The 24,339-nt window shown below is 61.4% G+C and carries 20 protein-coding genes and 1 pseudogene; 4 read left to right on the top strand and 17 right to left on the bottom strand.

The window, feature by feature from the left end; genetic code table 11:
• Positions 1-4 precede the first annotated feature (4 nt).
• The 3 genes from AC193Q_RS05895 to AC193Q_RS05905 all read left to right on the top strand — a co-directional run bounded on the left by AC193Q_RS05895 (position 5) and on the right by AC193Q_RS05905 (position 3,366).
• Positions 5-1,198 (top strand): acetyl-CoA C-acyltransferase, encoded by a 1,194-nt coding sequence (locus AC193Q_RS05895; RefSeq protein WP_131670396.1) that lies wholly within the window; start codon positions 5-7, stop codon positions 1,196-1,198.
• Between the two features lie 147 nt (positions 1,199-1,345).
• Positions 1,346-2,473, top strand: coding sequence for an acyl-CoA dehydrogenase (locus tag AC193Q_RS05900; RefSeq protein ID WP_027611962.1), 1,128 nt, complete (start codon positions 1,346-1,348; stop codon positions 2,471-2,473).
• Between the two features lie 119 nt (positions 2,474-2,592).
• A complete protein-coding gene (locus AC193Q_RS05905; protein ID WP_258674332.1) occupies positions 2,593-3,366 on the top strand; it encodes an enoyl-CoA hydratase in 774 nt (257 codons plus the stop codon).
• 187 nt (positions 3,367-3,553) lie between these two features.
• Here AC193Q_RS05905 and AC193Q_RS05910 read toward each other — a convergent pair whose 3' ends face one another.
• The 14 genes and pseudogenes from AC193Q_RS05910 to arnB all read right to left on the bottom strand — a co-directional run bounded on the left by AC193Q_RS05910 (position 3,554) and on the right by arnB (position 19,229).
• Positions 3,554-4,705, bottom strand: a complete 1,152-nt coding sequence (locus AC193Q_RS05910) for an acyl-CoA dehydrogenase family protein (protein ID WP_086791167.1) — start codon at positions 4,703-4,705, stop codon at positions 3,554-3,556.
• A 3-nt stretch (positions 4,706-4,708) separates the two neighbouring features.
• Entirely contained in the window at positions 4,709-5,815 is a 1,107-nt protein-coding gene (locus AC193Q_RS05915; RefSeq protein WP_483879294.1) for an enoyl-CoA hydratase/isomerase family protein, read from the bottom strand.
• A gap of 236 nt (positions 5,816-6,051) precedes the next feature.
• Positions 6,052-6,738 (bottom strand): HPP family protein, encoded by a 687-nt coding sequence (locus tag AC193Q_RS05920; protein ID WP_131670400.1) that lies wholly within the window; start codon positions 6,736-6,738, stop codon positions 6,052-6,054.
• A gap of 155 nt (positions 6,739-6,893) precedes the next feature.
• Positions 6,894-8,072 (bottom strand): MFS transporter, encoded by a 1,179-nt coding sequence (locus tag AC193Q_RS05925; RefSeq protein ID WP_483879295.1) that lies wholly within the window; start codon positions 8,070-8,072, stop codon positions 6,894-6,896.
• Positions 8,073-8,214: 142 nt separating this feature from the next.
• Positions 8,215-8,733: a GNAT family N-acetyltransferase gene (locus tag AC193Q_RS05930; protein WP_121185389.1), complete on the bottom strand. Its 519-nt coding sequence runs from the start codon at positions 8,731-8,733 to the stop codon at positions 8,215-8,217.
• Positions 8,734-8,812: 79 nt separating this feature from the next.
• Entirely contained in the window at positions 8,813-10,411 is a 1,599-nt protein-coding gene (locus AC193Q_RS05935; protein WP_483879624.1) for an ArnT family glycosyltransferase, read from the bottom strand.
• Positions 10,406-11,787: pseudogene (locus AC193Q_RS05940) on the bottom strand (UDP-glucose dehydrogenase family protein); the annotation flags it as partial. The gene AC193Q_RS05935 and the pseudogene AC193Q_RS05940, both read right to left, overlap by 6 nt.
• Positions 11,784-12,197, bottom strand: coding sequence for a 4-amino-4-deoxy-L-arabinose-phosphoundecaprenol flippase subunit ArnF (gene arnF / locus AC193Q_RS05945; protein ID WP_086791179.1), 414 nt, complete (start codon positions 12,195-12,197; stop codon positions 11,784-11,786). The pseudogene AC193Q_RS05940 and the gene arnF, both read right to left, overlap by 4 nt.
• Complete coding sequence (gene arnE, locus AC193Q_RS05950) at positions 12,194-12,538, bottom strand: 4-amino-4-deoxy-L-arabinose-phosphoundecaprenol flippase subunit ArnE (RefSeq protein WP_095669197.1); 345 nt, start codon at positions 12,536-12,538, stop codon at positions 12,194-12,196. Before arnE ends, arnF begins: the two co-directional genes overlap by 4 nt.
• Positions 12,535-14,184: a lipid IV(A) 4-amino-4-deoxy-L-arabinosyltransferase gene (gene arnT / locus AC193Q_RS05955; protein ID WP_483879296.1), complete on the bottom strand. Its 1,650-nt coding sequence runs from the start codon at positions 14,182-14,184 to the stop codon at positions 12,535-12,537. Before arnT ends, arnE begins: the two co-directional genes overlap by 4 nt.
• Positions 14,181-15,065: a 4-deoxy-4-formamido-L-arabinose-phosphoundecaprenol deformylase gene (gene arnD / locus AC193Q_RS05960; RefSeq protein ID WP_041063807.1), complete on the bottom strand. Its 885-nt coding sequence runs from the start codon at positions 15,063-15,065 to the stop codon at positions 14,181-14,183. The genes arnT and arnD overlap by 4 nt, the downstream gene beginning before the upstream one ends.
• Complete coding sequence (gene arnA / locus AC193Q_RS05965) at positions 15,065-17,056, bottom strand: bifunctional UDP-4-amino-4-deoxy-L-arabinose formyltransferase/UDP-glucuronic acid oxidase ArnA (protein WP_483879297.1); 1,992 nt, start codon at positions 17,054-17,056, stop codon at positions 15,065-15,067. Before arnA ends, arnD begins: the two co-directional genes overlap by 1 nt.
• Complete coding sequence (gene arnC, locus AC193Q_RS05970) at positions 17,053-18,084, bottom strand: undecaprenyl-phosphate 4-deoxy-4-formamido-L-arabinose transferase (RefSeq protein ID WP_239777006.1); 1,032 nt, start codon at positions 18,082-18,084, stop codon at positions 17,053-17,055. Before arnC ends, arnA begins: the two co-directional genes overlap by 4 nt.
• Entirely contained in the window at positions 18,081-19,229 is a 1,149-nt protein-coding gene (arnB, locus tag AC193Q_RS05975; RefSeq protein ID WP_086791189.1) for a UDP-4-amino-4-deoxy-L-arabinose aminotransferase, read from the bottom strand. The genes arnC and arnB overlap by 4 nt, the downstream gene beginning before the upstream one ends.
• 437 nt (positions 19,230-19,666) lie before the next feature.
• Here arnB and AC193Q_RS05980 point away from each other — a divergent pair, with 437 nt between their 5' ends.
• A complete protein-coding gene (locus AC193Q_RS05980) occupies positions 19,667-20,557 on the top strand; it encodes a site-specific integrase (RefSeq protein ID WP_108182683.1) in 891 nt (296 codons plus the stop codon).
• On the opposite strand, the gene AC193Q_RS05985 is transcribed toward AC193Q_RS05980, so the two are convergent.
• The 3 genes from AC193Q_RS05985 to AC193Q_RS05995 are packed head-to-tail and all read right to left on the bottom strand — an operon-like array spanning position 20,558 to position 24,225.
• Positions 20,558-21,616, bottom strand: a complete 1,059-nt coding sequence (locus tag AC193Q_RS05985; RefSeq protein ID WP_483879298.1) for an ABC transporter ATP-binding protein — start codon at positions 21,614-21,616, stop codon at positions 20,558-20,560.
• Positions 21,613-23,208 (bottom strand): ABC transporter permease, encoded by a 1,596-nt coding sequence (locus AC193Q_RS05990; protein WP_483879625.1) that lies wholly within the window; start codon positions 23,206-23,208, stop codon positions 21,613-21,615. The genes AC193Q_RS05985 and AC193Q_RS05990 overlap by 4 nt, the downstream gene beginning before the upstream one ends.
• A 3-nt stretch (positions 23,209-23,211) precedes the next feature.
• Positions 23,212-24,225, bottom strand: coding sequence for an iron ABC transporter substrate-binding protein (locus tag AC193Q_RS05995; RefSeq protein ID WP_239777002.1), 1,014 nt, complete (start codon positions 24,223-24,225; stop codon positions 23,212-23,214).
• Positions 24,226-24,339: the final 114 nt, after the last annotated feature.

Raw genomic sequence — 24,339 nt, forward strand, 5'->3', positions numbered from 1 at the left:
TGTCATGACTATTGCCAACGATCCGATTGTTATCGTCAGTGCCGTCCGCACCCCGATGGGCGGTTTTCAGGGCGAACTGAAAAGCCTCACCGCGCCGCAACTGGGCGCTGCGGCGATCAAGGCAGCGGTTGAACGCGCCGGGGTTGCCAGCGACGCGGTTGATGAAGTGTTGTTCGGTTGCGTATTGCCCGCCGGCCTCGGTCAGGCGCCGGCGCGGCAGGCAGCTTTGGGCGCCGGGCTGGATAAATCGACGCGCTGCACCACGGTCAACAAGATGTGCGGCTCGGGCATGGAAACCACCATTCTGGCCCACGACATGCTGCTGGCCGGCAGCGCAGATGTGGTGATCGCCGGCGGTATGGAAAGCATGTCCAACTCGCCGTATCTGCTCGACCGCGCTCGCGCCGGTTATCGCATGGGGCATGGCCGGGTGCTCGATTCGATGTTCCTCGACGGCCTCGAAGACGCCTACGACAAGGGCCGTCTGATGGGCACCTTCGCCGAAGACTGCGCCGAAACCAACGACTTCAGCCGCGAAGCCCAGGATGCGTTTGCCATCGCCTCGACCACCCGCGCCCAGCAGGCGATCAAGGACGGCAGCTTCAAAGCCGAGATCGTGCCGCTCACGGTGACCGTCGGCAAAGAACAGCTGCTGATCAGCAACGACGAGCAGCCGCCGAAAGCCAAACTGGACAAGGTCGCCTCACTGAAACCGGCGTTCCGCGAAGGCGGCACGGTGACAGCGGCCAACTCCAGCTCGATCTCCGACGGCGCGGCGGCGCTGGTGCTGATGCGCCAGTCGCAAGCGCAGAAACTGGGTCTCAAGCCACTGGCGGTGATTCACGGTCACGCGGCGTTTGCCGACACGCCGGGCCTGTTCCCGGTGGCACCGATTGGCGCGATCAAGAAGCTGGTGAAGAAGACCGGCTGGGCGTTGAACGAGGTCGATCTGTTCGAAATCAACGAAGCGTTCGCCGTGGTGGCGATGGCCGCGATGACTCACCTGGAAATCCCCCACGACAAGCTCAACGTGCACGGCGGCGCCTGCGCGCTGGGCCATCCGATCGGTGCCTCGGGCGCGCGGATTCTGGTGACCTTGCTCTCCGCCCTGCGCCAGAAAAACCTGAAACGCGGGATTGCGGCGATCTGCATCGGCGGCGGTGAAGCCACGGCGATGGCCGTGGAATGCGTGTATTAACGTTGGCACCGGACCCTGTGGGAGCGGGCTTGCCCGCGATGGCGGTGGGTCACACAGCCAATATGTTTACTGACACGGCCCCATCGCTGGCAAGCCAGCTCCCACAGGGTTATGTGTGGTAACCCGGATTTAAGTTAAGGATTCACCATGATTCCCAACGAAGACCAGACCCAGATCCGCGACATGGCCCGGCAGTTCGCCGAGGAACGGCTGAAACCGTTCGCCGCCGAGTGGGATCGCGAACATCGTTTCCCCAAGGAAGCCATCGGCGAGATGGCCGAACTGGGCTTCTTCGGCATGCTCGTGCCGGAGCAATGGGGCGGCTGTGACACCGGCTACCTGGCCTACGCCATGGCCCTGGAAGAAATCGCCGCCGGCGACGGCGCCTGCTCGACCATCATGAGCGTGCACAACTCGGTCGGCTGCGTGCCGATCCTCAAGTTCGGCAACGACGACCAGCGCGAGCGCTTCCTCAAACCGCTGGCCAGCGGCGCCATGCTCGGAGCCTTCGCCTTGACCGAACCGCAGGCCGGCTCTGATGCCAGCAGCCTGAAAACCCGCGCTCGTCTGGAAGGTGATCACTATGTACTCAACGGCTGCAAACAGTTCATCACGTCCGGGCAGAACGCCGGGATCGTGATCGTGTTTGCGGTGACCGATCCGAGTGCCGGCAAGCGCGGCATCACGGCGTTCATCGTGCCCACCGATTCGCCGGGCTACAAAGTCGCACGGGTCGAAGACAAACTCGGGCAGCACGCGTCGGACACCTGCCAGATTCTGTTTGAAGACGTCAAAGTACCGGTCGCCAACCGCTTGGGTGAGGAGGGCGAAGGCTACAAGATCGCCTTGGCCAACCTCGAAGGCGGGCGGGTCGGCATCGCGTCGCAAGCGGTGGGCATGGCACGCGCTGCGTTCGAAGCCGCTCGCGATTACGCCCGCGAGCGCGATACGTTCGGCAAGCCGATCATTGAGCACCAGGCCGTGGCGTTCCGTCTCGCCGACATGGCCACGCAGATCGCCGTCGCCCGGCAAATGGTGCATTACGCCGCCGCGCTGCGCGACAGCGGTCAGCCGGCACTGGTTGAGGCTTCGATGGCCAAACTGTTCGCCTCGGAAATGGCCGAGAAAGTCTGCTCGATGGCGTTGCAGACGCTGGGCGGTTACGGTTACCTCAACGACTTCCCGCTGGAACGCATTTACCGCGATGTGCGTGTCTGCCAAATCTACGAAGGCACCAGCGACATTCAGCGCATGGTCATCTCACGCAACCTTTAACCCCAACCCTTTGCAGGAGCTGCCGCAGGCTGCGATCTTTTGCTTTTGATTGTTAAAAACAAGATCAAAAGATCGCAGCCTGCGGCAGCTCCTACAGGGTACAAATTCAGGAGTCATGTATGAGCTACGAAACAATTCTGCTGGAACACCACGGCCGCGTCGGCCTGATCACCCTGAACCGTCCGCAGGCACTGAACGCCCTGAACGCGCAACTGGTCAGCGAAGTCAACCACGCCCTTGATGCTCTGGAAGCGGACGCGAACATCGGTTGCATCGTCATCACCGGTTCGAAGAAGGCCTTCGCCGCCGGCGCGGATATCAAGGAAATGGCCGAGCTGACCTACCCGCAAATCTACATGGACGACCTGTTCAGCGACAGCGACCGCGTGGCCAACCGTCGCAAGCCGATCATCGCTGCGGTCAACGGTTTCGCCCTTGGTGGCGGCTGTGAACTGGCGTTGATGTGCGACTTCATTCTGGCAGGCGACAACGCCAAATTCGGTCAACCGGAAATCAACCTCGGCGTGCTCCCGGGCATGGGCGGCACCCAGCGCCTGACCCGCGCCGTGGGCAAAGCCAAGGCCATGGAAATGTGCCTCAGCGGGCGGATGATCGATGCGGTGGAGGCCGAACGTTGCGGCATCGTTGCGCGGATCGTACCGAGCGATGAGTTGCTCGACGAGGCGTTGAAAGTCGCCGCCGTGATCGCCAGCAAGTCGCTGCCGATTGCGATGATGGTCAAAGAAAGCGTCAACCGTGCGTTTGAGGTCAACCTGACTGAAGGCGTGCGTTTCGAGCGCCGGGTGTTCCACGCGGCGTTTGCGACGCAGGATCAGAAGGAAGGGATGGCGGCGTTTGTGGCCAAGCGCGCGCCGGAGTTTACCGGAAAGTAATGCATCGTCCTGGCTGACGTCTTCGCGAGCAAGCTCGCTCCCACACTGGATTTATGTCGTACACAAATCCCCTGTGGGAGCGAGCTTGCTCGCGAAGCTTTTGAGGCAACATCAAAAGATCGCAGCCTTCGGCAGCTCCTACACCATTTTCCTGTAGGAGCTGCCGAAGGCTGCGATCTTTTGCTTTTTACAGCGGGTAGTTCTTCAGCTCACGAGCAATCACCATCCGCTGAATCTCACTCGACCCCTCATAGATCTGGGTGATCCGTGCATCGCGGTAGTACTTCTCGACCGGATAATCCTCCAGATACCCGTACCCGCCATGAATCTGAATCGCCGACGAGCAAACCTTTTCGGCCATCTCCGAGGCGAACAGTTTGGCCTGCGACGCCTCCGACAGGCACGGTTTGCCCGCCGTACGCAGACGCGCCGCGTGCAGGATCATCAAGCGCGCCGCGTTGATTTGCATGTGCATGTCGGCCAACAGATTGGCGATACTCTGGTGTTCGTTGATCGGCTTGCCGAACTGGATGCGATCACGGGAGTACACAAGCGCCGCTTCAAACGCCGCCCGGGCGATGCCCAAGGCTTGCGCAGCAATGCCGATGCGGCCGCCTTCGAGGTTGGACAGGGCAATCGCCAGGCCCTTGCCGCGTTCGCCGAGCAGGTTGGCCTCGGGAATGCTGCAGTTGTTGAGGGTCACTGCGCAGGTGTCGGAGGCGCGGATGCCCATCTTGTGTTCGGTGCGATCAACGATGAAACCCGGCGTATCGGTCGGCACCAGGAACGCAGAAATGCCTTTCTTGCCCAGATCCGGGTCGGTCACCGCAAACACGATCGCCAGTTTCGCCCGTTTGCCGTTGCTGACGAATTGTTTGGCGCCGTTGATCACCCACTGGCCGTCGCGCCGTTCGGCGCGGGTGCGCAGGTTGTGCGCCTCGGAGCCGGCCTGCGGTTCGGTGAGGCAGAAGCAGCCAATGACCTGACCGCTGGCGAGGTCGGCCAGCCAGGTTTGTTTCTGTTCTTCGCTGCCGTAATTCATGACCGGCCCACAACCCACCGAGTTGTGAATGCTCATGAACGCGCCAGTCGCGCCGTCACCGGCTGAAATTTCTTCAACGGCCAGCGCATAGGCGACGTAATCAACGTAAGTGCCACCCCATTCCTCGGGCACCACCATACCGAGCAAACCGAGTTCGCCCATCTTCGCCACCAGCGCGTCGTCGATCCAGCCAGCCTTTTCCCAGGCTTGCGCATGAGGTGCGATTTCGCCACGGGCAAAATCCCGGGCCATGTCGCGGATCATTACTTGTTCTTCAGTCAGTTCGAGATCGTGCATGGCTCAGCTCCCGCTCTCATCAAAACCGTTAAAGAAACTCGCGACGTGCCCGGCGTCCAGCGCGGCGAGGGTCGGCGGATTCCAGCGAGGTGTCTTGTCTTTGTCGATCAGCAGGGCGCGTACACCTTCGATCAGGTCGCCGCGTTCGAACCACTGACGATCCAGATGCAGTTCGAGGGCGAAGCAGTGTTCCAGGCTCAGTTGCCGACCGCGACGGAGCATTTCCAGGGTCACGGCCATCGCCAGCGGCGAGCGGGTCTCCAGCAGGTCAGCGGTGGTCGTCGCCCACTCATGGCTGTCGGCGACGGTGACTGCGCGCAGTTGCTCGACAATGCTCGGCACGTCCGGCAGGGCGAAGAAATGGTCGATGACCGGGCGCAGCTTCTCCAGCGGCGCATCGCTCAGGGTTTGCACGCCGTTTTTCGCCAGCAGGCCCTGCAGATCCTTGAGCGGCGTGTCGTGCCATTCCAGGTGATCGAGTTGTTCGTCGAGGCTCGACAGTTTGCTGCTGTCGACAAACCAGTCCGCCAGCCCGCAGTACAACGCATCGGCCGCACGAATCTGCACGCCGCTGACGCCCAGATAGATCCCCAGTTCACCGGGAATCCGCGAGAGGAAATAGCTGCCGCCGACATCGGGGAAATAACCAATGGCCACTTCCGGCATCGCCAGACGGCTCTTTTCGGTGACCACCCGCAGATCGGCACCTTGCACCAGGCCCATGCCGCCGCCGAGGACGAAACCGTCCATCAACGCCAGCACCGGTTTGCGGTAGTGATGAATCGTCAGGTCGAGGGCGTATTCCTCGACGAAGAAATCTTCGTGCAGCGTGGCGCCGCTTTTGAAACTGTCGTACAGGGAACGAATATCGCCACCGGCGCAGAAAGCTTTTTCACCGGCACCGCGCAGCACCACAGCGTGCACATTGGCATCAGCGGCCCAGGCATCGAGTTGCTGCTGCAACTGGCGAACCATGTCGAGGGTGATGGCGTTGAGACCGGCGGGGCGGTTGAGGGTCAGGTGACCAATGTGGTTGCGAACCTCGGCCAGCACTTCGTTTTGCGTGGCATCCATGGACGGCGTCCGCGGGGATGAAGCCTGAGCAGTCATCACTAACTCCCTGCTTTTATTGTCTTTATTCGAGAAGCTCGCGCGCGAGCGTTAACGGATCGTAACAGTGCAAATTTGCCGTGTACAACCGGGATATGTGCAGGGGGAGTTTGCGTTTTTGCCTTAGGTAAAAATCGAATGTGCTTGTGTAGGAGCTGCCGAAGGCTGCGATCTTTTGATCTTGAAAAGATCGCAGCCTCGTTGCACTCGACAGCTCCTACAGGGTGCGTGAGGTGTCAGGAGAAGACTTCGCCGATGCTGCGGCGTTTGGCGTGCAGTTCGCTGGCGTGGATCAGTTGTTCGAGGTCTTCGGGAGTGACGTCGATAAAGGCTTCCATCTCAGCCAGTGCCCGTTTCAAATCCTCGGCGGTAATTGACTGGCTGTCGACGGGAGTCTGCAGCGGCGCAGTTTCGGCCGGACGCTTCGGGTAGCGGATGCGCGTCAGGTTGTTGTAGGCCAGCGCACTGAGCAGCATGCACGCGGCGGCGAGCATCACCGGTTCCATGGCTTTCCAGTCCATGGCGATGGTGGCCGGATCGGCCAGCACCAGTGTCAGCGCCAGCGCGCCGGCCGGTGGATGCAGGCAACGCAACCAGCACATCAGAATCAGCGCCATGCCTGCCGCCAGACAGGCACTGCCCAGGGTTCGCCCAAGAACATGAGCCACCAGCAACGCAATGACACTGGCGCACAGGTAGCCGCCGATGATCGACCAAGGCTGCGCCAGCGCGCCGGAGGACACGGCGAACAACAGCACCGCCGAAGCACCCAATGGCCCGAGCAGGTGATACGCCACTTCATGGCCGAATACCTGACTGCACGCCCAGACACTGAACAAGGTGCCCAAGGCCATACCGATGGCGGCGCGGCTCCATTCGGTGGGGCGGGTGTTGATGGCGGCGGGGAACCAGCGAGCGAGCATGTGAATCGGGTCCTTGGCAGTAAAATCGAGGCAAAAAAAAGGACTTGTCCGTTTCGGAAAGTCCTCTAAGCGTTCCAACTATTGGGGGAGGAACGCGCACAGTGTGCCGTGCAAATACGATGCTGACAAATTCATATAAATGCTGATTCAGTGCATTATTTTTGAATTGTTGCCACGCGACGTCCACTGACAAAACACAGATAACCACCCAGCGCGGCCAAGGCACTCAGGGCGTAGAACATGCTCGGCGCTGAGGTATGCATCAGCAAAAAACCGCACATCACCGGACTCAGCGCACCGCCCAGTGCCGCGAGGTTCTGCGCGCCGTAATAACTGCCGCGCAGCGCTTCCGGCGCGAGGGTATCGACGAAGAGGAAATCCGTCGGGTAAATGATCATCTCGCCGAGGGTGAAGATGAACATCGCCACGCACCAGCCGACGAGGCTGTCCGCCAGGCTGAAACCGATCAGACCGACGATGAACAACGCCGTGCCGCCGGCAATCCAGAACCGCAGGTGCTCGCGCTTGAGTAAACGCCCGATCTGGTATTGCAGCAGGATCACCGTGATCGCGTTGCAGGCCAGCAGGGCGGCCATGGTGTCGAGTGTCTGTTCTTGGGTATGGGTGACCAGCAGGTATTGCGACAGGTACAGGGTAAAGCGCCCGTGGACCAGGGTGCTGAGTAGACAACCGAGGGTGAACAGGATCATCGTGCGGTCGTTTTTCAGGATGATCAGGGTGTTCAGGAAACTCTGTGGCGGGCTGGCTGGCGACAGCGGACCGGTCTCGCGGGAAACGCCCAGCAGCAGGAAAACGCTGCCGGCGGCAACCAGCCCGGCGACGATAAACGGCGCTGAAGGCTGAACCCCGGCAATCACTACACCGATCATCGGGCCCACGGCGTAGCCAATGTTGGTCAGCGTGTAGTTCAGTGAAAACGCCTTGACCCGCTGGCCGACCGGCAGGTTTTCACTGAGCATCGCTTTGGAGCAGATCAGGAACAGTGCCGACGCCGTTTCACTGATGATCAGCACCAGCGTGACCAGGTACAGATTCTGCGCGAAGGTCAGCAGCATCAGGCCGACACCGCTGGATAGCATGGTCAGGATCAACAGCTGACGCTTGTCGAGGCGATCGATGATGTAGCCCCCATACAGCGACAACAGCGTGGCACTGAACACGGCGATGCCCAACAGCAGACCGACGTCCTGCGGGTTGAGGTCCAGTTTGTTGCTGAGGAACAGGGTCAGCAGTGGACTGATCAGGGCACGGCTGATGACGATGCTCAGCGAGGTGATCATCAGTCTGCGTATCAGGCGGGAGTAAGTGGCCACGGCAGTGCAAATGTCCTTATTTTTATGATGAAAACCCGCGTGGCAGCGAGCCTGCTCGCCAATACCGAGTGTCGGGCGCCAACGCAGTTGACTGACAGGACGCTATCGCGAGCAGGCTCGTTCCTACAAGGGATTTTCCCTGTCAGGGCAATCTCAACTGCATGGCGCAGCGTCGCTCGGCGGCAAAACCCTGTTCGATTTCGTTCTGCAGGGCATCGAGCAAATGCGCGTCGTGCTCACCGGGTGCGACGTCCACAAACCCCATCCGCTGATAAAACGGCGCATTCCACGGCACGTCGCGGAACGTGGTCAGGGTCACGGCGCGCATCTGCTCGCGGCGGGCATGTTCAATCGCGGCCAGCAGCAGATGACGGCCCACGCCCTGACCCTGAAACGCCAGGCTGACGGACAGTTCCTCAACGTGCAGTTGCTTGCCGACATCCAGCGCGCGGATAAACCCTGCGAGCTGCGCCGAGGTGTTTTCGGCGACCCAGACATGGGCATGGTCGATGAATTGGCGATGTTGCGCGGTGCTGGCCACGTCGGTGTCGGCCAGCCAGGCGAGGGTCGGATCTGAGCGAAACAGCTCGGCGGCCGAGCGTTCAATGGCGGGGAGGGCGTCGGCGTCACTCTGCCGCGCCCGGCGTACAACAAAACTCATGGTAAAAGTCCCTGTAAGCGCTGCCGCAGGCTGCGATCTTTTTCCTGAAAGCGCAAAAGATCGCAGCCTCAATCAGTTCCTACAAGGGGTTGAGGTACAACAGCACGTAATCGTTCTTGTCGAAACGGCCGGCCAGCACCGGTTGCAGGCCCGCCAGCGAGGTGCCCTGCAGCGATTGCAGGTCCTTGCTGTCCATCATCAGCCAGGCCGGGCCTTTGAGGGCTTCGAGTTGCTGCACCGTTTCGGTGAACTGCGGTTGCAGGTCCTGCTCGACGTTGACCATGAACTTGATCGCCTTGGCGTCTTTGCCCATGCCGTGCAGCACCAGCGGTGCCGGGTTCTGCTGCACCTGCGCGAAGGCGGCGCGACTGAACGCCTGCGTGTCGTACAAGCGTCGCTCCACCGGTTCGAACACCGCGGCATACACCATCCACAATGCGAGCACCGAGCACAGCGCCAGCACTTCGGCACGCCAACGCGGTATCAACAGGCGCGACAACGCGAGCAATTGCAGAACACCGAGCACGATCAGCACCAGAGTCAGACCGTCGAGTTGCTCGGGGAAGCGGCGTTTGGCAACCAGCAGGGCCACCATCAACAGTCCCGGCGTCACCAGCCAGATACCTTGGATCACCCCACGCAATACGCGGAACACCCGACCGTGCAGCACCTGAAACGGGTACGCCGCGATGATCGCCGCCATCGGCAACATCGGCAGCAGGTAACGCGCCTTCTTCGCCTGCGGAATCGACAGGCCAACCATGACGATCAGCCCGGCAGCAGCGCAGTATTGCACCAGACGCAAGGCCGGCCCGCGCTGATGCGGTTTGCTCAGCCAGGTCGCCGCCAACGCCAGGATCGCCAGCGGATATGCCAGTGCGTAGTTGCCCATGGAACTGGTGAAGTAATACAGCGAACCGCTGACGCCTTCACTGCCGTCCATGCGCCCCATGAACTGCATGCGGATCACGTCTTGCAGGAACGCTTCGCCGCCACTGAGTCTGGCCAGCCACAACAGCAGCCCCACGCACGCGGCGAGCAGGATCGACGCCAGCACACCGAACACCAACAGGCGTTTCCACTCACGATTGAGCAAGTAGTAACTGCAGAGCATGCCGGTCGGCACCACCAGGCCGATCGGCCCGCGAATCCCGAAGCCCAGCAACAGCAGGGCAAAGATCAACGGCCAGCGAGGGCCGGAACCGAAGTGGTCGCGAGCGTAGCCCAGATAAAACACCGACAGCGCCACGGCGGCGAGCATCAGGTCTTGCGACACCGCGCGCACTTCGGTGACGAAGGTGCTGGTGAGCATCATCAGCGCAATGCTGATCAATGCCCAGCGTTGCGAATGCACCGCCAGCAAGCGGTACATCAACGTCACGATCACGCCGCCGGCAATGGCGCTGGGCAGCCATGCCGTCAGGGTGTTGATCGCGCCGAAGGGCAGCGACAACAGCCAGATGAACAGCGTCGAAAGCGCCGAATAATCGGCGTATGGCTGCCCGTAGGTCGTCGGGAATACCGTTGGCCCGTGCCTGAGCATCTCTTGGGCAAACAGCACAAAACGTGAATCGAAGCCAATGGGAGCCTGTCCGTAAACCCCGGCGATAAACAACAGCAGTGCCAGCAGCCCTGCGATCAGGGACTGCCGGCGGATGACAGGCGACAACGTGATCAAGCGACTTCCGCTTTGTGAGGCCACTGCTGCAGCGGCATCGGCAGTTTGCGCGAATCGCCCCGGCCGATCGGGAAGTACTTGAAGCCGTTGCGTGCCAGACGCTCGGCGTCGTACAGGTTGCGGCCGTCGAAGATCACCGGGGCTTTCAGGCGTTGCTCGATCAGGTCGAAATCCGGGGCCTTGAATTGCTGCCATTCGGTGCAGATGATCAGTGCATCGGAACCGGCCAGCACCGATTCCGGGGTGCCCATCAGCATCAGTTTTTCTTCGTTCGGGTACAGATGCTGGGTTTCCTGCATCGCTTCCGGGTCGAACGCGCGCACACTGGCGCCGGCGGCGAACAGCGAATCGAGCAGCACGCGGCTCGGTGCGTCGCGCATGTCGTCGGTGTTCGGCTTGAACGCCAGGCCCCACAGGGCGAAGGTCTTGCCGCGCAGGTCACCCTTGTAGAACGCGTTGATACGGTCGAACAGCTTGTGCTTCTGCCGCTCGTTGATCGCTTCGACCGCTTGCAGCAGGTCGCTGGAGCAGTGCGCCTGCTCGGCGCTGTGAATCAGCGCGCGCATGTCTTTGGGGAAGCACGAGCCGCCATAACCGCAGCCCGGGTAAATGAAGTGGTAACCGATGCGCGTATCGGCACCGATGCCCTGACGGACGGATTCGATGTCGGCGCCTAGGTGTTCGGCCAGTTCGGCGATCTGGTTGATGAAGCTGATCTTGGTCGCCAGCATGCAGTTGGCGGCGTATTTGGTGAGCTCGGCGCTGCGCAGGTCCATGAACATGATGCGGTCATGGTTGCGGTTGAACGGCGAGTACAGGTCACGCATCACGTCCTGCACTTCGTCACCTTCGCAGCCGATGACGATGCGATCGGGACGACGGCAGTCGGCTACCGCCGAACCTTCCTTGAGGAATTCCGGGTTGGAGACGATATCGAACTGCAGTTCACGACCGGCCTTGTCCAGCGCCGCCTGAATGTGCGCACGCAAGGTGTCGCCGGTGCCGACCGGCACGGTGGATTTCTCTACCAGAATCAGCGGCTGCTCACGGTGGCGCGCCACGGCGTCACCCACCGACAGCACGTATTTCAGATCCGCCGAGCCGTCGTCGCTGGACGGTGTACCGACAGCGATGAACGCAACGCGACCGTGCTGCACGGCGAGTTTTTCATCCGAGGTGAAATGCAGGCGGCCGGAGTCCAGGCCTTCGCGCACCAGGCTCGACAGGCCCGGTTCGAAGATGCTGACGTGACCCTGGCGCAGCAGTTCGACTTTCTTCTGATCGATGTCCATGCACACGACGTCGTGACCGACTTCGGCCAACACGGCGGCCTGCACCAGACCGACATAACCGCTACCAAATACTGTGATTTTCATGGAGCACTCCTGAATTCGGGCGCACGAGACGGACGAGTGTTAATAGTGATGACCCCGAGCATGACCAGTGCCACGCCCAGCGATTTAGTGAAACTGAACGATTCGTTGAACAGCGGCAGACTGGCCGCCAGCAGGTACACCAGCGCATAGCTGATGCTCAACAGTGAATAGGCCCGCCCCAGCGGCAGATCGCGCAAGGCCGCGAGCCAGCAGAGCATCGACAGGGCGTAGGCGAAAATCGCCGCCACCACCACAGCCAGTGCCGACAGATCGACACTGCCAGTGCTCAACGCCGCCAGCCATTGTTCCGGTTGCGGCAGGCGCGTCATGCTCCAGCGCATGCCCAACTGGGCAGCGCTGACCAGGCCCACGCTGGCCAGCGCAAAACCGATACCTCGTGCCTGGTTCATGACTGTTGCCCCAGCAAAACCACGCCACCGATCACCAGCGCCACGCCCAGCCAATGCCGGCGGTCGATGGGCTCGTGAAAGACGAAGCGGGCGATCAGGGTGATCAGTACGAAGTTGAGGCTGAGCATCGGGTAAGCGATGCCCACTTCAAGACGCTGCAGCACCAGCAGCCAGACCAGCAGCCCGCTGCCCAGTGAAAACAGCGCCAGCCACAACCACGGCGAACGCAGTTTGTCAGCCCACGACGACTCAACGCCGCGCCAGCTCTCCACGGCGAACTTCTGTGCGACTTGCCCCAGACACGTCAGCAGACACGCCGTCAGTAACAGCAACCAGCTCATGACGGATCCTTGGGCAGCACCATGATCACCAGATTGCCCGATTCGTAACGGGTACCGTCTTTAGGCAGCAGATCGAGTTCTTCAAGTTCGTCCTGGCCCTTGACGCGCATCAGCACGCCGACCGAGCCGCTGCGGCGCGCTTCACGGACCCATTGCTGAACGTTGTCTTTGGTGAGTCGGCGTTCAGCACCTTCCGGGTAGGACAGACCGTACTTGAGTTCGCCGACCGTGTTGTACAGCGCGACTTGCGGTTGTTTCATGCGCCAGGCCAGTGCCGCTGCGGCGCCCAGATCGTTGCTCAGCAAGTGCGTGGCACCGGACAGTTCAGTGACGTGATGACGGATGAACTGATCCGGGGTTTTGTTGGCCACCACCGATTTGGGCAACGCCGCCGGCAGGATCCCGGCCAGCAACAGGCTGCCCAGCGCCGGTGCCGCCCAGCATTGCAGTGGCAGGAACGCTTGCGCCAGGTTGGCGATGATCCAGCCGATCAACGCAATGAACACCAGCACCATGCTGTGCAGTTCGTGGTCGTACACCGGTTTGTTCAGTTGCAGGTAAACCAGTGCGATCAGGGTGACCACACCCAGCAGCAGGTTCAGCAGACCATTGATCCCCAGCGCCCGGCCTTGTTCCAGACGCAGACGATCAGCCAGCGCGTTGCCCAGCAGCAGTGCCAATGGCAGCAGACACGGCAGGATGTAGGTCGGCAGCTTGCCGTTGCTCAGGCTGAAAAAGCCCAGCGGCAACCACAGCCACAGCAGCAGGAAAACCATGTTCGGCTGGGCCCGGGTTTGCCAGGCTTGCTTGAACGCGGTCGGCAACAGACCAACCCACGGCAAACTGAACGCCACCAACAGCGGCAGATAGAACCACCATGGCGCATCGTGCTGCGCATCGTCACCGGCGAAGCGGCGGATGTGTTCGTGCCAGAAGAAAAACCGCCAGTAATCCGGTTCCTGTGCGTGCACCGCCAGTGCCCACGGCAAGCTGACGACGATCGCGATGGCGATGGCCACCGGACCGAACACCAGCAGTTCACGCCAGCGTTTCTGCCAGAGCATCCACGGCAACGCGATCAATACCGGCAATAACCAGGCGAGGAAGCCCTTGGTCATGAAGCCCATGCCGCAGGCCAGCCCCAGCAGCGCCCAGGCGCCCAGGCGGTGCCCGGTGCTTTTGCTGTCAAGCGCAAACCACAGCGCCACCAGACTCAGGTTGACCCAGAAGGTGAACTGCGGATCGAGGTTGGCGTACCCGCCCTGACCGGCGACGACTGTGAAACTCATGTAGAGCAGGGCACAGACGAAGCTCTTGCGCGGATCGTTCCATAGCCTGCGCGCGACCAGGTAGGCCAGCAACACACTCAAAGCCGTGCTGAGGGCCGACGCGAAGCGCACGCCGAACAGGTTCTGCCCGAACAGTTCCTGGCCGATGGCGATCATCCAGTAGCCGGCAATCGGCTTCTCGAAATACCGCAGGCCCATGAAATGCGGCGACACCCAGTTGCCACTGAGCAGCATGTCCTGGCTGATCTGTGCGTAACGGGTTTCGTCGGGGATCCACAGGCCATGGGTGCTCAACGGCAACAGATAGGCCAGCAGACAAAGGCCGACCAACAGCGGCAGTGCCCAGCGTCTGGTCATGCGCCTTGCACTCCCAGCCAGCCTTCGCGGCCTTCGAGCGCACCGCGTTGCACGCGGCCCACGGGCAAGGTATTGAAATACTCGGGCAGCAAGTTGCCCAAGGGTTGGAAGTCAATGTGGCGCTGGCGTGCATCGGCCAGCAATTGACGAAAGTCCTGAGCCATCAGAATCCCTTCTACTTCGGCATGAATGGTGTAGACGTTGAGTGCTTGCGACTGGAACCGGTCGAGGATGAAGGCGTTGAAGTCCTTCGCCGCCACGTGCGGGCCGACGACTTCATCGAAGGTCGGCAGGTCCACTGGAATCTGCGGCGTGCCCGGTGTGCCGTCCGCCAGCAGCGGACGGAACAGGCTCTGCCCACGGCAATCGCTGTTGTAGCGAAAGCCGAAAGTCTGCTTGGCCTCGATCACGCGCTCGTCCGCACGCCAACCGGCGGCGGCCGAACACTGGATCTTTTCGCCGAGGATGTCGCTCAAGGTGTCGACGCCGCGACGGATCTGTTCGATCAGTTGCGCGTCACTCCAGCGCCCGGCATTGGCCTGCCAGCCATGGTGATCCCAGGCGTGCAGGCCAACCTCGTGACCGGCGTCCCGGGCCTGACGCATCAGGTGCCCGAGATCACGGCCAATCGGTTTGCCGGGCCAGGCGGTGCCGGCCAGCAGAATGTCCCAGCCGTAGAGGCCGGCAGCGTTGGAACGCAGCATTTTCCAGAGGAACTGCGGGCGGATCAGGCGCCACAGATGCCGGCCCATGTTGTCCGGGCCGACACTGAAGAAAAACGTTGCCTTGACCTGCGCCTCGTCGAGCATCTCCAACAGACGCGGCACACCTTCTCGGGTGCCGCGGTAGGTGTCGACATCGATACGAAGACCTGCCTGCATTACTTCTTGTCCGCGATTTCGAGCATGGCTTCACGCAGGAAGAAGTCCAGGGTGTTGCCGATGGTCTCGCGCATTTCCACGGTCGGCTCCCAGTTCAGCAGGCGCTTGGCGTTGGCGATGCTTGGTTTGCGGTGTTCCACGTCCTGGTAACCGGCACCGTAGAACGCCTTGCTTTCCACGTCGCGGAAACCGGCGAACGGCGGGAAGTTGTGACGCAGCGGGTGTGCTTCGAACTGACGCAGCAGCTCCTCGCCCAGTTGACGGATGCTGGCTTCGTTCTCCGGGTTGCCGATGTTGATGATCTGGCCGTTGCACACGTCGTTGTCGTTGTCGATGATGCGCGCCAGGGCTTCAACGCCGTCAGCGATGTCGGTGAAGCAACGCTTCTGCTCGCCACCGTCGAACAGGCGGATTGGCGTGCCTTCCACCAGGTTGAGGATCAACTGGGTGATGGCGCGGGAGCTGCCGATACGCGCCGAATCCAGACGGTCCAGACGCGGGCCCATCCAGTTGAACGGACGGAACAGGGTGAAGTTCAGGCCCTTGGCGCCGTAAGCCCAGATCACGCGGTCCAGCAGTTGCTTGGAGACCGAGTAGATCCAGCGCTGCTTGTTGATCGGACCGACGATCAGGTTCGAGCTGTCTTCGTCGAAGTTCTTGTCCTGGCACATGCCATAGACTTCCGAGGTCGACGGGAAGATCACGCGCTTGTTGTACTTGACGCAGTAGCGAACCAGTTTCAGGTTCTCTTCGAAGTCCAGTTCGAATACGCGCAGCGGGTTGCGGGTGTATTCGATCGGCGTGGCGATGGCCACCAGCGGCAGGACCACGTCGCACTTCTTGATGTGGTACTCGATCCACTCGGAGTGAATGCTGATGTCGCCTTCGACGAAGTGGAAGTTCGGGTGGCTGCGCAGGCGGTCGATGGCGTCGGAGCCGATGTCCAGACCGTAGACTTCGTAGCGGTCGTCACGCAGCAGGCGCTCGGACAGGTGGTTACCGATGAAGCCGTTGACACCGAGGATCAGCACGCGGGTACGACGTGGCGCACGCCCGGATTCGGCGCCGCGCAGCAGCGAGCCATCGACCAGACCCAGTTCGTTGGCCAGTTGCGGGCCGCTGAGGTACAGACCGTTGTCGTTGCGCTGACCGGCGTTGATCACCAGCGAGTCCTGACCGCAGGCAATGCGCAGCGGATCGACGCTGATCACGCGACCTGGCGCCTGACCTTCGTTGCCCTTGACGACGTCGGCGCTCCAGACGATCAGTTTGTGCTCGCCCACGGCGCAGAAGGCGCCCGGGTAAGGACGGGTCACGGCGCGCACCAGGTTGAACAGTTCTTCGGCCGGTTTGGCCCAGACCAGTTTGCCGTCCGCCGGGGTGCGACGACCGAACACGGTGGCTTTCGATTCGTCCTGCGGGGTTTCAGTGATCTTGCCTTGCAGCATGTTCGGCAGGGTGTCGCGCAGCAGGTCGCTGGCGGCGGTGCGCAGTTTGGCGTGCAGGGTCAGGCCGGTGTCGCTGCGTTCAATGGCAACGCGCTGCTGGGCAACGATGGCGCCGGCATCAGCGCGCTTGACCATGCGGTGCAGGGTCACGCCGGTTTCGGTTTCGCCGTTGACCAGCACCCAGTTTGCCGGAGCGCGGCCGCGGTAGCGTGGCAGCAGCGAACCGTGCAGGTTGAATGCACCCTTTTTGGCCAGGGCCAGCAGTGGCTCGCTCAGCAGGTTGCGGTAATAAAAGGAGAAGATGTATTCCGGGTCCAGCTTGGCGATGCGCTCGATCCACAGTGGGTGGTTGGCGTCTTCCGGCGCGTGTACCGGGATGCCTTTGTTGGCGCACAGCTGGGCCACCGAGGCATAGAACGCGTTTTCTTTCGGATCATCGGCGTGAGTGAACACTGCTGCAATGTCAAAGCCGCTGTTGAGCAGGGCTTCAATGCCGGCGCAGCCAATATCGTGGTAGGCGAAGACAACAGTTTTTGCACTCATGAGAGAACCTGATCGGAAGTGGAAGAAGTAGCGGTAGAAGAAAGACCATCAACGGTGACGGCAGGGGCCGGATCGGCCGGCTGGCTGCGCAACACCTTTTCGATGAAGAAACGCGGACGGGCGCGCACATCGCTGTACATGCGACCGAGGTATTCACCCAGCAGCCCCATGCCGATGAACTGGCCACCGGTAAACACAAACAGTACGGCGAACAGCACAAACATGCCGTCACCGGCCCAACCGGCACCGAACGCCAGGCGCAGAACGATCAGCGCGACGGCGAACAGCACACCCAGCCCGGCCATGGCGAAGCCGACGATGCTCAGCAAACGCAGTGGGGTGGTGGTCATGCAGGTGATCAGATCGAACATCAGGTTGATCAGGCGCATCGGGCTGTATTTCGAGTCGCCGTGTTCACGCTCGGCGTGGGCCACGACGATTTCGGTGGTGTGACGGGCGAAGCTGTTGGCCAGGATCGGAATGAACGTGCTGCGTTCGCGGCAGGCGAGCATCGCGTCGATGATGGTGCGGCGGTAGGCACGCAGCATGCAGCCGTAGTCGCTCATGGCAACGCCAGTGGAGCGCTGCACGGCAAGGTTGATCAGCTTCGACGGATAACGGCGCAGCGCCGAGTCCTGACGATTGCCGCGCACGGTGCCGACCACGTCGTAACCTTTTTCAGCCTCGGCCACCAGTCGCGGGATTTCTTCCGGCGGGTTCTGCAGGTCGGCGTCGAGGGTGATGACCACGTCGCCCTTGCACTGTTCGAAACCGGCCATGATCGCGGCGTGCTGACCGTAGTTGCGGTTGAGAATGACCGCCACGAACGGGCTGTTTTCACGACCGGCGGCTTCTTCAAGCATGTTGGCCGACTCGTCGCGGCTGCCGTCGTCGACCAGCACGATTTCGAAATCGTGATGCAACTGGCGACAGGCCGCCTCGGTACGACGCAGCAGTTCGGGCAGGCTTTCCTGTTCGTTGTAGACCGGGATGACGATCGACACGCTACGGATTGGATAAGGTTTCACAGGCGTTTTTCCATGATGTGTGCGATGGCACCGACCACACGGTCAAGGTCTTGACCGGTCATGTCGGGGAACAGCGGAATCGAGCACAGCCGCGCCGAGTTCCATTCGGTGTTGGGCAGGTAGAGGTCGGGGTCACGCTGGCGATACCAGGTGTGCAAGTGGGTGGCGATGAAATGGATACCGGTGCCGATGCCCTGATCCTGCAACGCCTTCATGAAGGCTTCGCGGTCCATGCCGCAACGCTCGCTGTCGATGCGCAGGATGAACAGGTGCCAGGCGTGTTGCTGGGCATAATCGGGCAGGGCCAGCGGTTGCACTGGCAGGCCTTCGAACTTTTGCAAATAGGTCGTGGCCAGTTCGGTGCGGCGGGCGTTGATTTCGTCCAGGCGCTGCAACTGCACGAGGGCAATCGCGGCGTTGATGTCGGCCAGGTTGTACTTGAAGCCCGGTTCCATTACCTGTGCCTGCGGCTTGCGGCCACCGGTCAGACGGTCATAGGCGTCGACGCCCAGGCCGTGGAATTTGAGCATGCGCACGCGGCTGGCGAGGGCTTCGTCGTCGGTGACGAACATTGCGCCTTCGGCACAGGTCATGTTCTTGATCGCGTGGAACGAGAAGATCGCCGTGCCTTGCGAACCGACATGACGGCCCTTGTAGCGGGTGCCGGCAGCGTGGGCGGCGTCTTCGATGACCGGGATGCCGTGTTTGTCGGCCAGGGCATACAGCGGATCGAGATCGAATGCTGCGCCGGCATAGTGCACCGGAATGATTGCCTTGGTCCGCGGGGTGATGGCCGCTTCGATGCGTGCAGCGTCGGTCATCAGCGTGTCGCGGTCGACATCGACGAACACCGGTTTGGCGCCCAGCAGGGAGATCATGTTGGCGGTCGAGACCCAGGTCTGCGACGGGGTGATGACTTCATCGCCCGGGCCGATGCCCAGGGCCAGCAGCGTGATGTGCATCCCGCCGGTGGCCGAAGACAAGGCCACCGCGTGCTTGCAACCCACGTACTGCGCAAATTGCTCTTCGAGTGCCTGGTTTTTCGGCCCCGTGGTGATCCAGCCCGAGCGCAACACCTGCTCGACAGCGGCAATTTCCTCATCGCCGATACTGGGGCGAGAGAAGGGGAGAAACGCCTGACTCATGGGCACCTCATTACAAAAAATAAAGGATGGATTCACGCGATTATTGGATCCAGCCTCAGCGTAGACACAGAAAAGCGCTCCTGCATCAATAACTTGGCAAAAAAAGCATGACGTCGGGGATAGATTGACTTTTCACGATTTGCCCGGCAGGTTGGGGCATAGCCACTACCGAACCTATGGGAATTAAGGTTATGCCGGTTTTTGTGAAAGGAACATGAAAAACCGGTTGGCGAATCGTTTATCTGTCACTTATACAGCCGCTGTTCAGGCTTCTGCCGTCCATCGCAGTTTTTTGTCGGACAGTTCCGCTCAAGTACCTTCTTTACTTCAAGTACATTGCATTTGTTAGTTGTTGTAGTGCTGTACATTTTTTACTCAAGGTTTAACGTTTGATTGATTTAGTTGCTGCAACCCCCGACGCTCCAAAAGCCAACCCGATGAGTCTGTACCTCGCACGTTTGGCGCCCTCCAGCCAATTGACCATGCGTTACGTGCTGCAAGATGCGGCCGATCGCCTGGGCTTTGAAGACATGAATGTCGAAGAGATTCCCTGGCATGCCTTGCAACCAGAAGATGTTGTTGCACTGGTCGCTGCATTACGCGCAGACAACTACGCACCGAACACTTCTTCGTTGTATGTGAATGCGGTGCGCGGCGTCATGAACGAGGCCTGGCGCATGAGCCTGATCAGCCAGGAACATCTTTTGAAGATGCGCTCGGTCAAGGGCATTGCCGGCACACGGTTGTCCCAGGGGCGCAATCTCAAGCGCACGCTGATTCACGAATTGATGGAAGTCTGCGCTGCCGACCCGCGCCCGCAGGGCCTGCGCGATGCGGCGATCATCGCGTTGCTGTACGGCACGGGTATGCGCAAGTCGGAATCGGTGGACCTGGACCTGAATCAGGTCGACTTCACCGAGCGCAGCCTGTGCGTCACCGCCAAGGGCAACAAGCAGTTGATCAAGTACGCGCCGGCGTGGGCATTCAGCAAGCTTGATGCGTGGCTCGAACTGCGCCGTTCGCAGCTCAAGGAAGGCGAGAGCGACGATGCTTTTCTGTTCAACCGCATTCGCCGTGGCAGCCACATCACCCGCGAGCGCATTACCAAGCATGCGATCTACTACATTGCCCGTCAGCGCGGCACGCAGGTCGGAGTGAAGATCATGCCCCACGACTTCCGTCGCTCGTTCATCACTCGGGTGATCGAGGAGCACGACCTGTCGATTGCGCAGAAACTGGCGCATCACAGCAACATCCAGACCACCGCCAACTACGATGTGCGCGATGACAACGAGCGGCGGCGGGCGGTGGATCGCTTCGATCTCTGATCAGTTCAGGCCAAACACATGCGCCGCCCCGAGCACCGACAGCTGCACCGCGCTGCCGGCGGGCGGTGCGTGCATGCCGGAGCTGCGCACCAGAATCGAACGGGCCGGATCCTGAGTCGCGGATGAACTCAGTTCAACCGTCAAGGTGCAGGTGTTGCCGGCAAAATCACGGTCGGTGACCCGCGCGTGGCAGCCATGACTGTCAGAGGCCACCTCGGCGATCAGCAGTTGTTCGGGGCGCAGCATGATTTGCGCGGCGCCACTGAAACCGTTGCTGTTCACCGCCACTTGACCCAGATCGCAATGCGCCCAACCCGCCTCGATCTGCGCGGGCAGGACCACCGCTTCGCCGAGAAAGTGCGCGGTCTGTTCATCCTGCGGATAGCGGTAGAGATCCATCGGATGCCCGGACTGCACCAGCCGGCCACTGCGCATCACGGCCAATTGATCGGCAAACGATAACGCCTCGCTCTGATCGTGGGTCACCAGAATGGTGGTGACGCCGGCGTCTTCGAGCAGACGCGCGACCATTTTGCGCATGGCACTGCGCAAACCGGTATCGAGGGCGGAGAACGGCTCATCCAGCAGCATCAGTCGTGGTTGTTGCGCCAGCGCGCGGGCCAGCGAGACCCGCTGTTGCTGGCCGCCCGACAGCTCATGTGGCCAACGGTGGGCCATGTTGGCGTCGAGGGCGACGCTGTCCATCAACTCAAGGATGCGCTGGGTGCGGGTCGCTCCGGTCAGGGCCAGACCGAAGCCGATGTTCGCCGCCACCGTCATGTGCGGGAACAACGCACCGTCCTGCGGCACGTAACCGATCTGCCGTTGATAGGCCGGCACCGCGTGGCTGCGGTCCACCAGCGTCTGACCGTTGAGCGTAAGGCTGCCGCTGTCGGGGAATTCGAACCCGGCGATCATCCGCAACAGCGTGGTTTTGCCGGAACCGGAGGGGCCGACGATCACTGTGCGGCTGCCGGTCGGTACGTTGAGGCTGACGTCGTCGAGCGCCTTTTGCGCGCCGAAGGTTTTACTGAGGTTGTGCAGTTCGAGAGCGTTCATCGGCCAGCGGTACGCCTGGATTGGTGATAGAGAATGGCCGTCAGCGGCAGTGAAAGCAGGATCATCAAAAGCGCGTAAGGCGCTGCGGCGGCGTAATCGATTTCGCTGGTCATCGCCCAGAAACCGGTAGCGAGGGTGCGCGTGCCGTTGGGCGCGAGCAGCAGGGTTGCGGTCAGCTCATTGGTGATTGCCAGGAACACCAGCGCCGCACCTGCCGCCGCGCCGGGGGCCGCCAGGCGCACAGTGATCAGCCACAATGCGCGCAACGGCGAGCGGCCAAGGCTTTGTGCGATGTTTTCCAGCTCGACCGGGGCTTGCGCGAAACCGGCGCGCAGACTGACCAGCGCCCGCGGCAGGAACATCAGCAGATAGGCCAAGAGCACCGTGATGGTGGTCTGGTAGATCGGCCGGGCGAAATGAATGGTCACGGTGACCAGCGCTAAAGCAACGACAATGCCGGGCAGTGAACTGGTGATGTAGTTGCAGCCTTCCAGCAAGCGCTGCAGTTTGCCCGGAGAGCGGATCGACAGCCACGCAATGGGAATCGCCGCGACACTGGTCAACAATGCGCCGGCCACGCCATACGACAGGGTTTGCAGCAAGGCTGGCAACAGCTCGTCGCCTTGCCAGACCTGCGCACCACCGGCCACCAGCCAGCGGCCCAACGTGAGCAACGGCACACCCAGTGCCAACAGGCACGTCAGCGTTTGCAGCAGCAGCGCCAAGGTTGTCGCGCCGCGCCCCAGTTGCACGCTGCGCTGATCCCGGGCGCTGCCGGAACCGACCCGCGCATAACGCGCCTGGCCACGGGCAGCGGATTCCGCCGTGAGCATCGCCAGGCAGCACAGCGCCAGAACCCCGGCGAGCATGTTGGCGGCCGGGCCGTTGAAGGTCGATTTGAACTGATCGAAGATCGCCGTGGTGAAGGTGTCGAAACGGATCATCGCGTACAAGCCGTACTCGGCCAGCAAATGCAGGCCGACCAACAAGGCTCCCCCGCAGATGGCCAGCCGCAGTTGCGGCAACACCACCCGGAAAAACACCGCCCACGGCTTCAGCCCCAAGGATTGCGCAACGTCTTCGATTGCTGGATCGAGACGGCGCAAGGTCGCGGCAATCGGCAAATACAGAAACGGGAAATAGGCGATCACCGACACCAGCACGCCGGCCGGCAGACCGTGGATCGACGGAATCAGACTGACCCATGCATAACTGTGGACGAACGCCGGCACGGCCAGTGGCGCAACCGCCAGCAGGGACCACAGACGCCGGCCGGGCAGATTGCTGCGTTCGGTCAGCCAGGCCAGGGTTGTCCCGAGCACAATGCACAGCGGCAAGGTGATCAGCACCAGCAGCACGGTGTTGATCAGCAACTCGCCGACCCGCGGGCGGAACACCAAGGCTTCGATGGTCGCCCAACCGGTGTACCACGCCACGCCGATCACGAAGGCAATCGGCAGCAGTGACAGCAACGACACCAGCACCGCCGAGCTCACCACCCACGAACTGCCGCGCCCGGCCAGCGTGCGGGGCGGGTGGAGGAGGTTGGCGGGGGCCGTCACCACGGCCGTTGCAGGCAAGGTTTTGGGCATCACTTAGAGCAACCCGGCCTGGGTCATCAGCTCGACGGCTTTTTTGCTGTCGAGGGTCGACGCATCGACTTTCGGCGCATCGAGGGTTTTCAGCGGGGTCAGCTTCGGATTGGACGGCGCGTCTTTACCCACGGCGTATTCGAAGGAGGTGCCGGTTTCGAGTACTTCCTGACCTTCCTTGCTGGTGATGTATTGGACGAACTTCTGCGCTTCATCCTGATGCTTGCTCGATGCCAGCACGCCGGCGCCGGAGGTGCTGACGAACGCGCCCGGATCCTGATGTTTGAAGTAGTACAACTGGGTGTTTTTGCTGTTCTCGCCGGTCTTGGATTGATCGACGAAGCTGTAATAGTGGTAGATCACGCCGCTGTCGATCTGCCCGGCGTTCACCGCTTTGAGCACCGCGCTGTTGCCGCGATAGATCGTGGCGTTGGTCTTCATGCCCTTGAGCCATTCCAGCGTGGCAGCTTCGCCTTTCTGTTGCAGCACAGCGGCGACGATCGCCTGGAAGTCGGCGCCAGCCGGCGAGGCGGCCCACCGGCCTTTCCAGGCCGGGGTGGCGAGGTCGAGTAGGGATTTGGGCAGGTCTTTTTCAGTCAGCTTGCTCGGGTTGTAGACGAACACGGTGGAACGGGCAGCGATGCCGACCCAATTGCCGTGGGCCGGACGGTAGGCAGCATCGACTTGCTCAAGGGTCGCGGGCGCCAGCGGCGCAAACAGTTTGGCGTTGTCCACCAGCACCATCGCCGGGGAGTTCTCGGTGAGGAATACGTCTGCCGGCGAGGCGGCGCCTTCCTGCACGAGCTGGTTGCCCATCTCGGTGTCATCGCCGTTGCGAATGGTCACCGGAATCCCGGTTTCCTCGGTGAAACCGGCCACCCAGGCCTTGGTCAGCGTTTCATGCTGCGCGTTGTAAACCACCAGACCTACCGAGTCGGCGGCAACTGCATGCCCGGTGCCGAGCAACGCGGTGGCCAGCAATGCGCGCTTGAAGATGGATGGAAGGCGTGGATTCATTCGGGCAGCTCCTGATTTCAGACGTTATGAGCAAACCCTCGCAGGAAACAATGCGAACGATTTGCAAGTGTCGAGTCGCGGCAATGTAGGGTGGCAAATGAGAAAAAAACGTCA

This window comes from Pseudomonas sp. F2 (assembly GCF_057174385.1).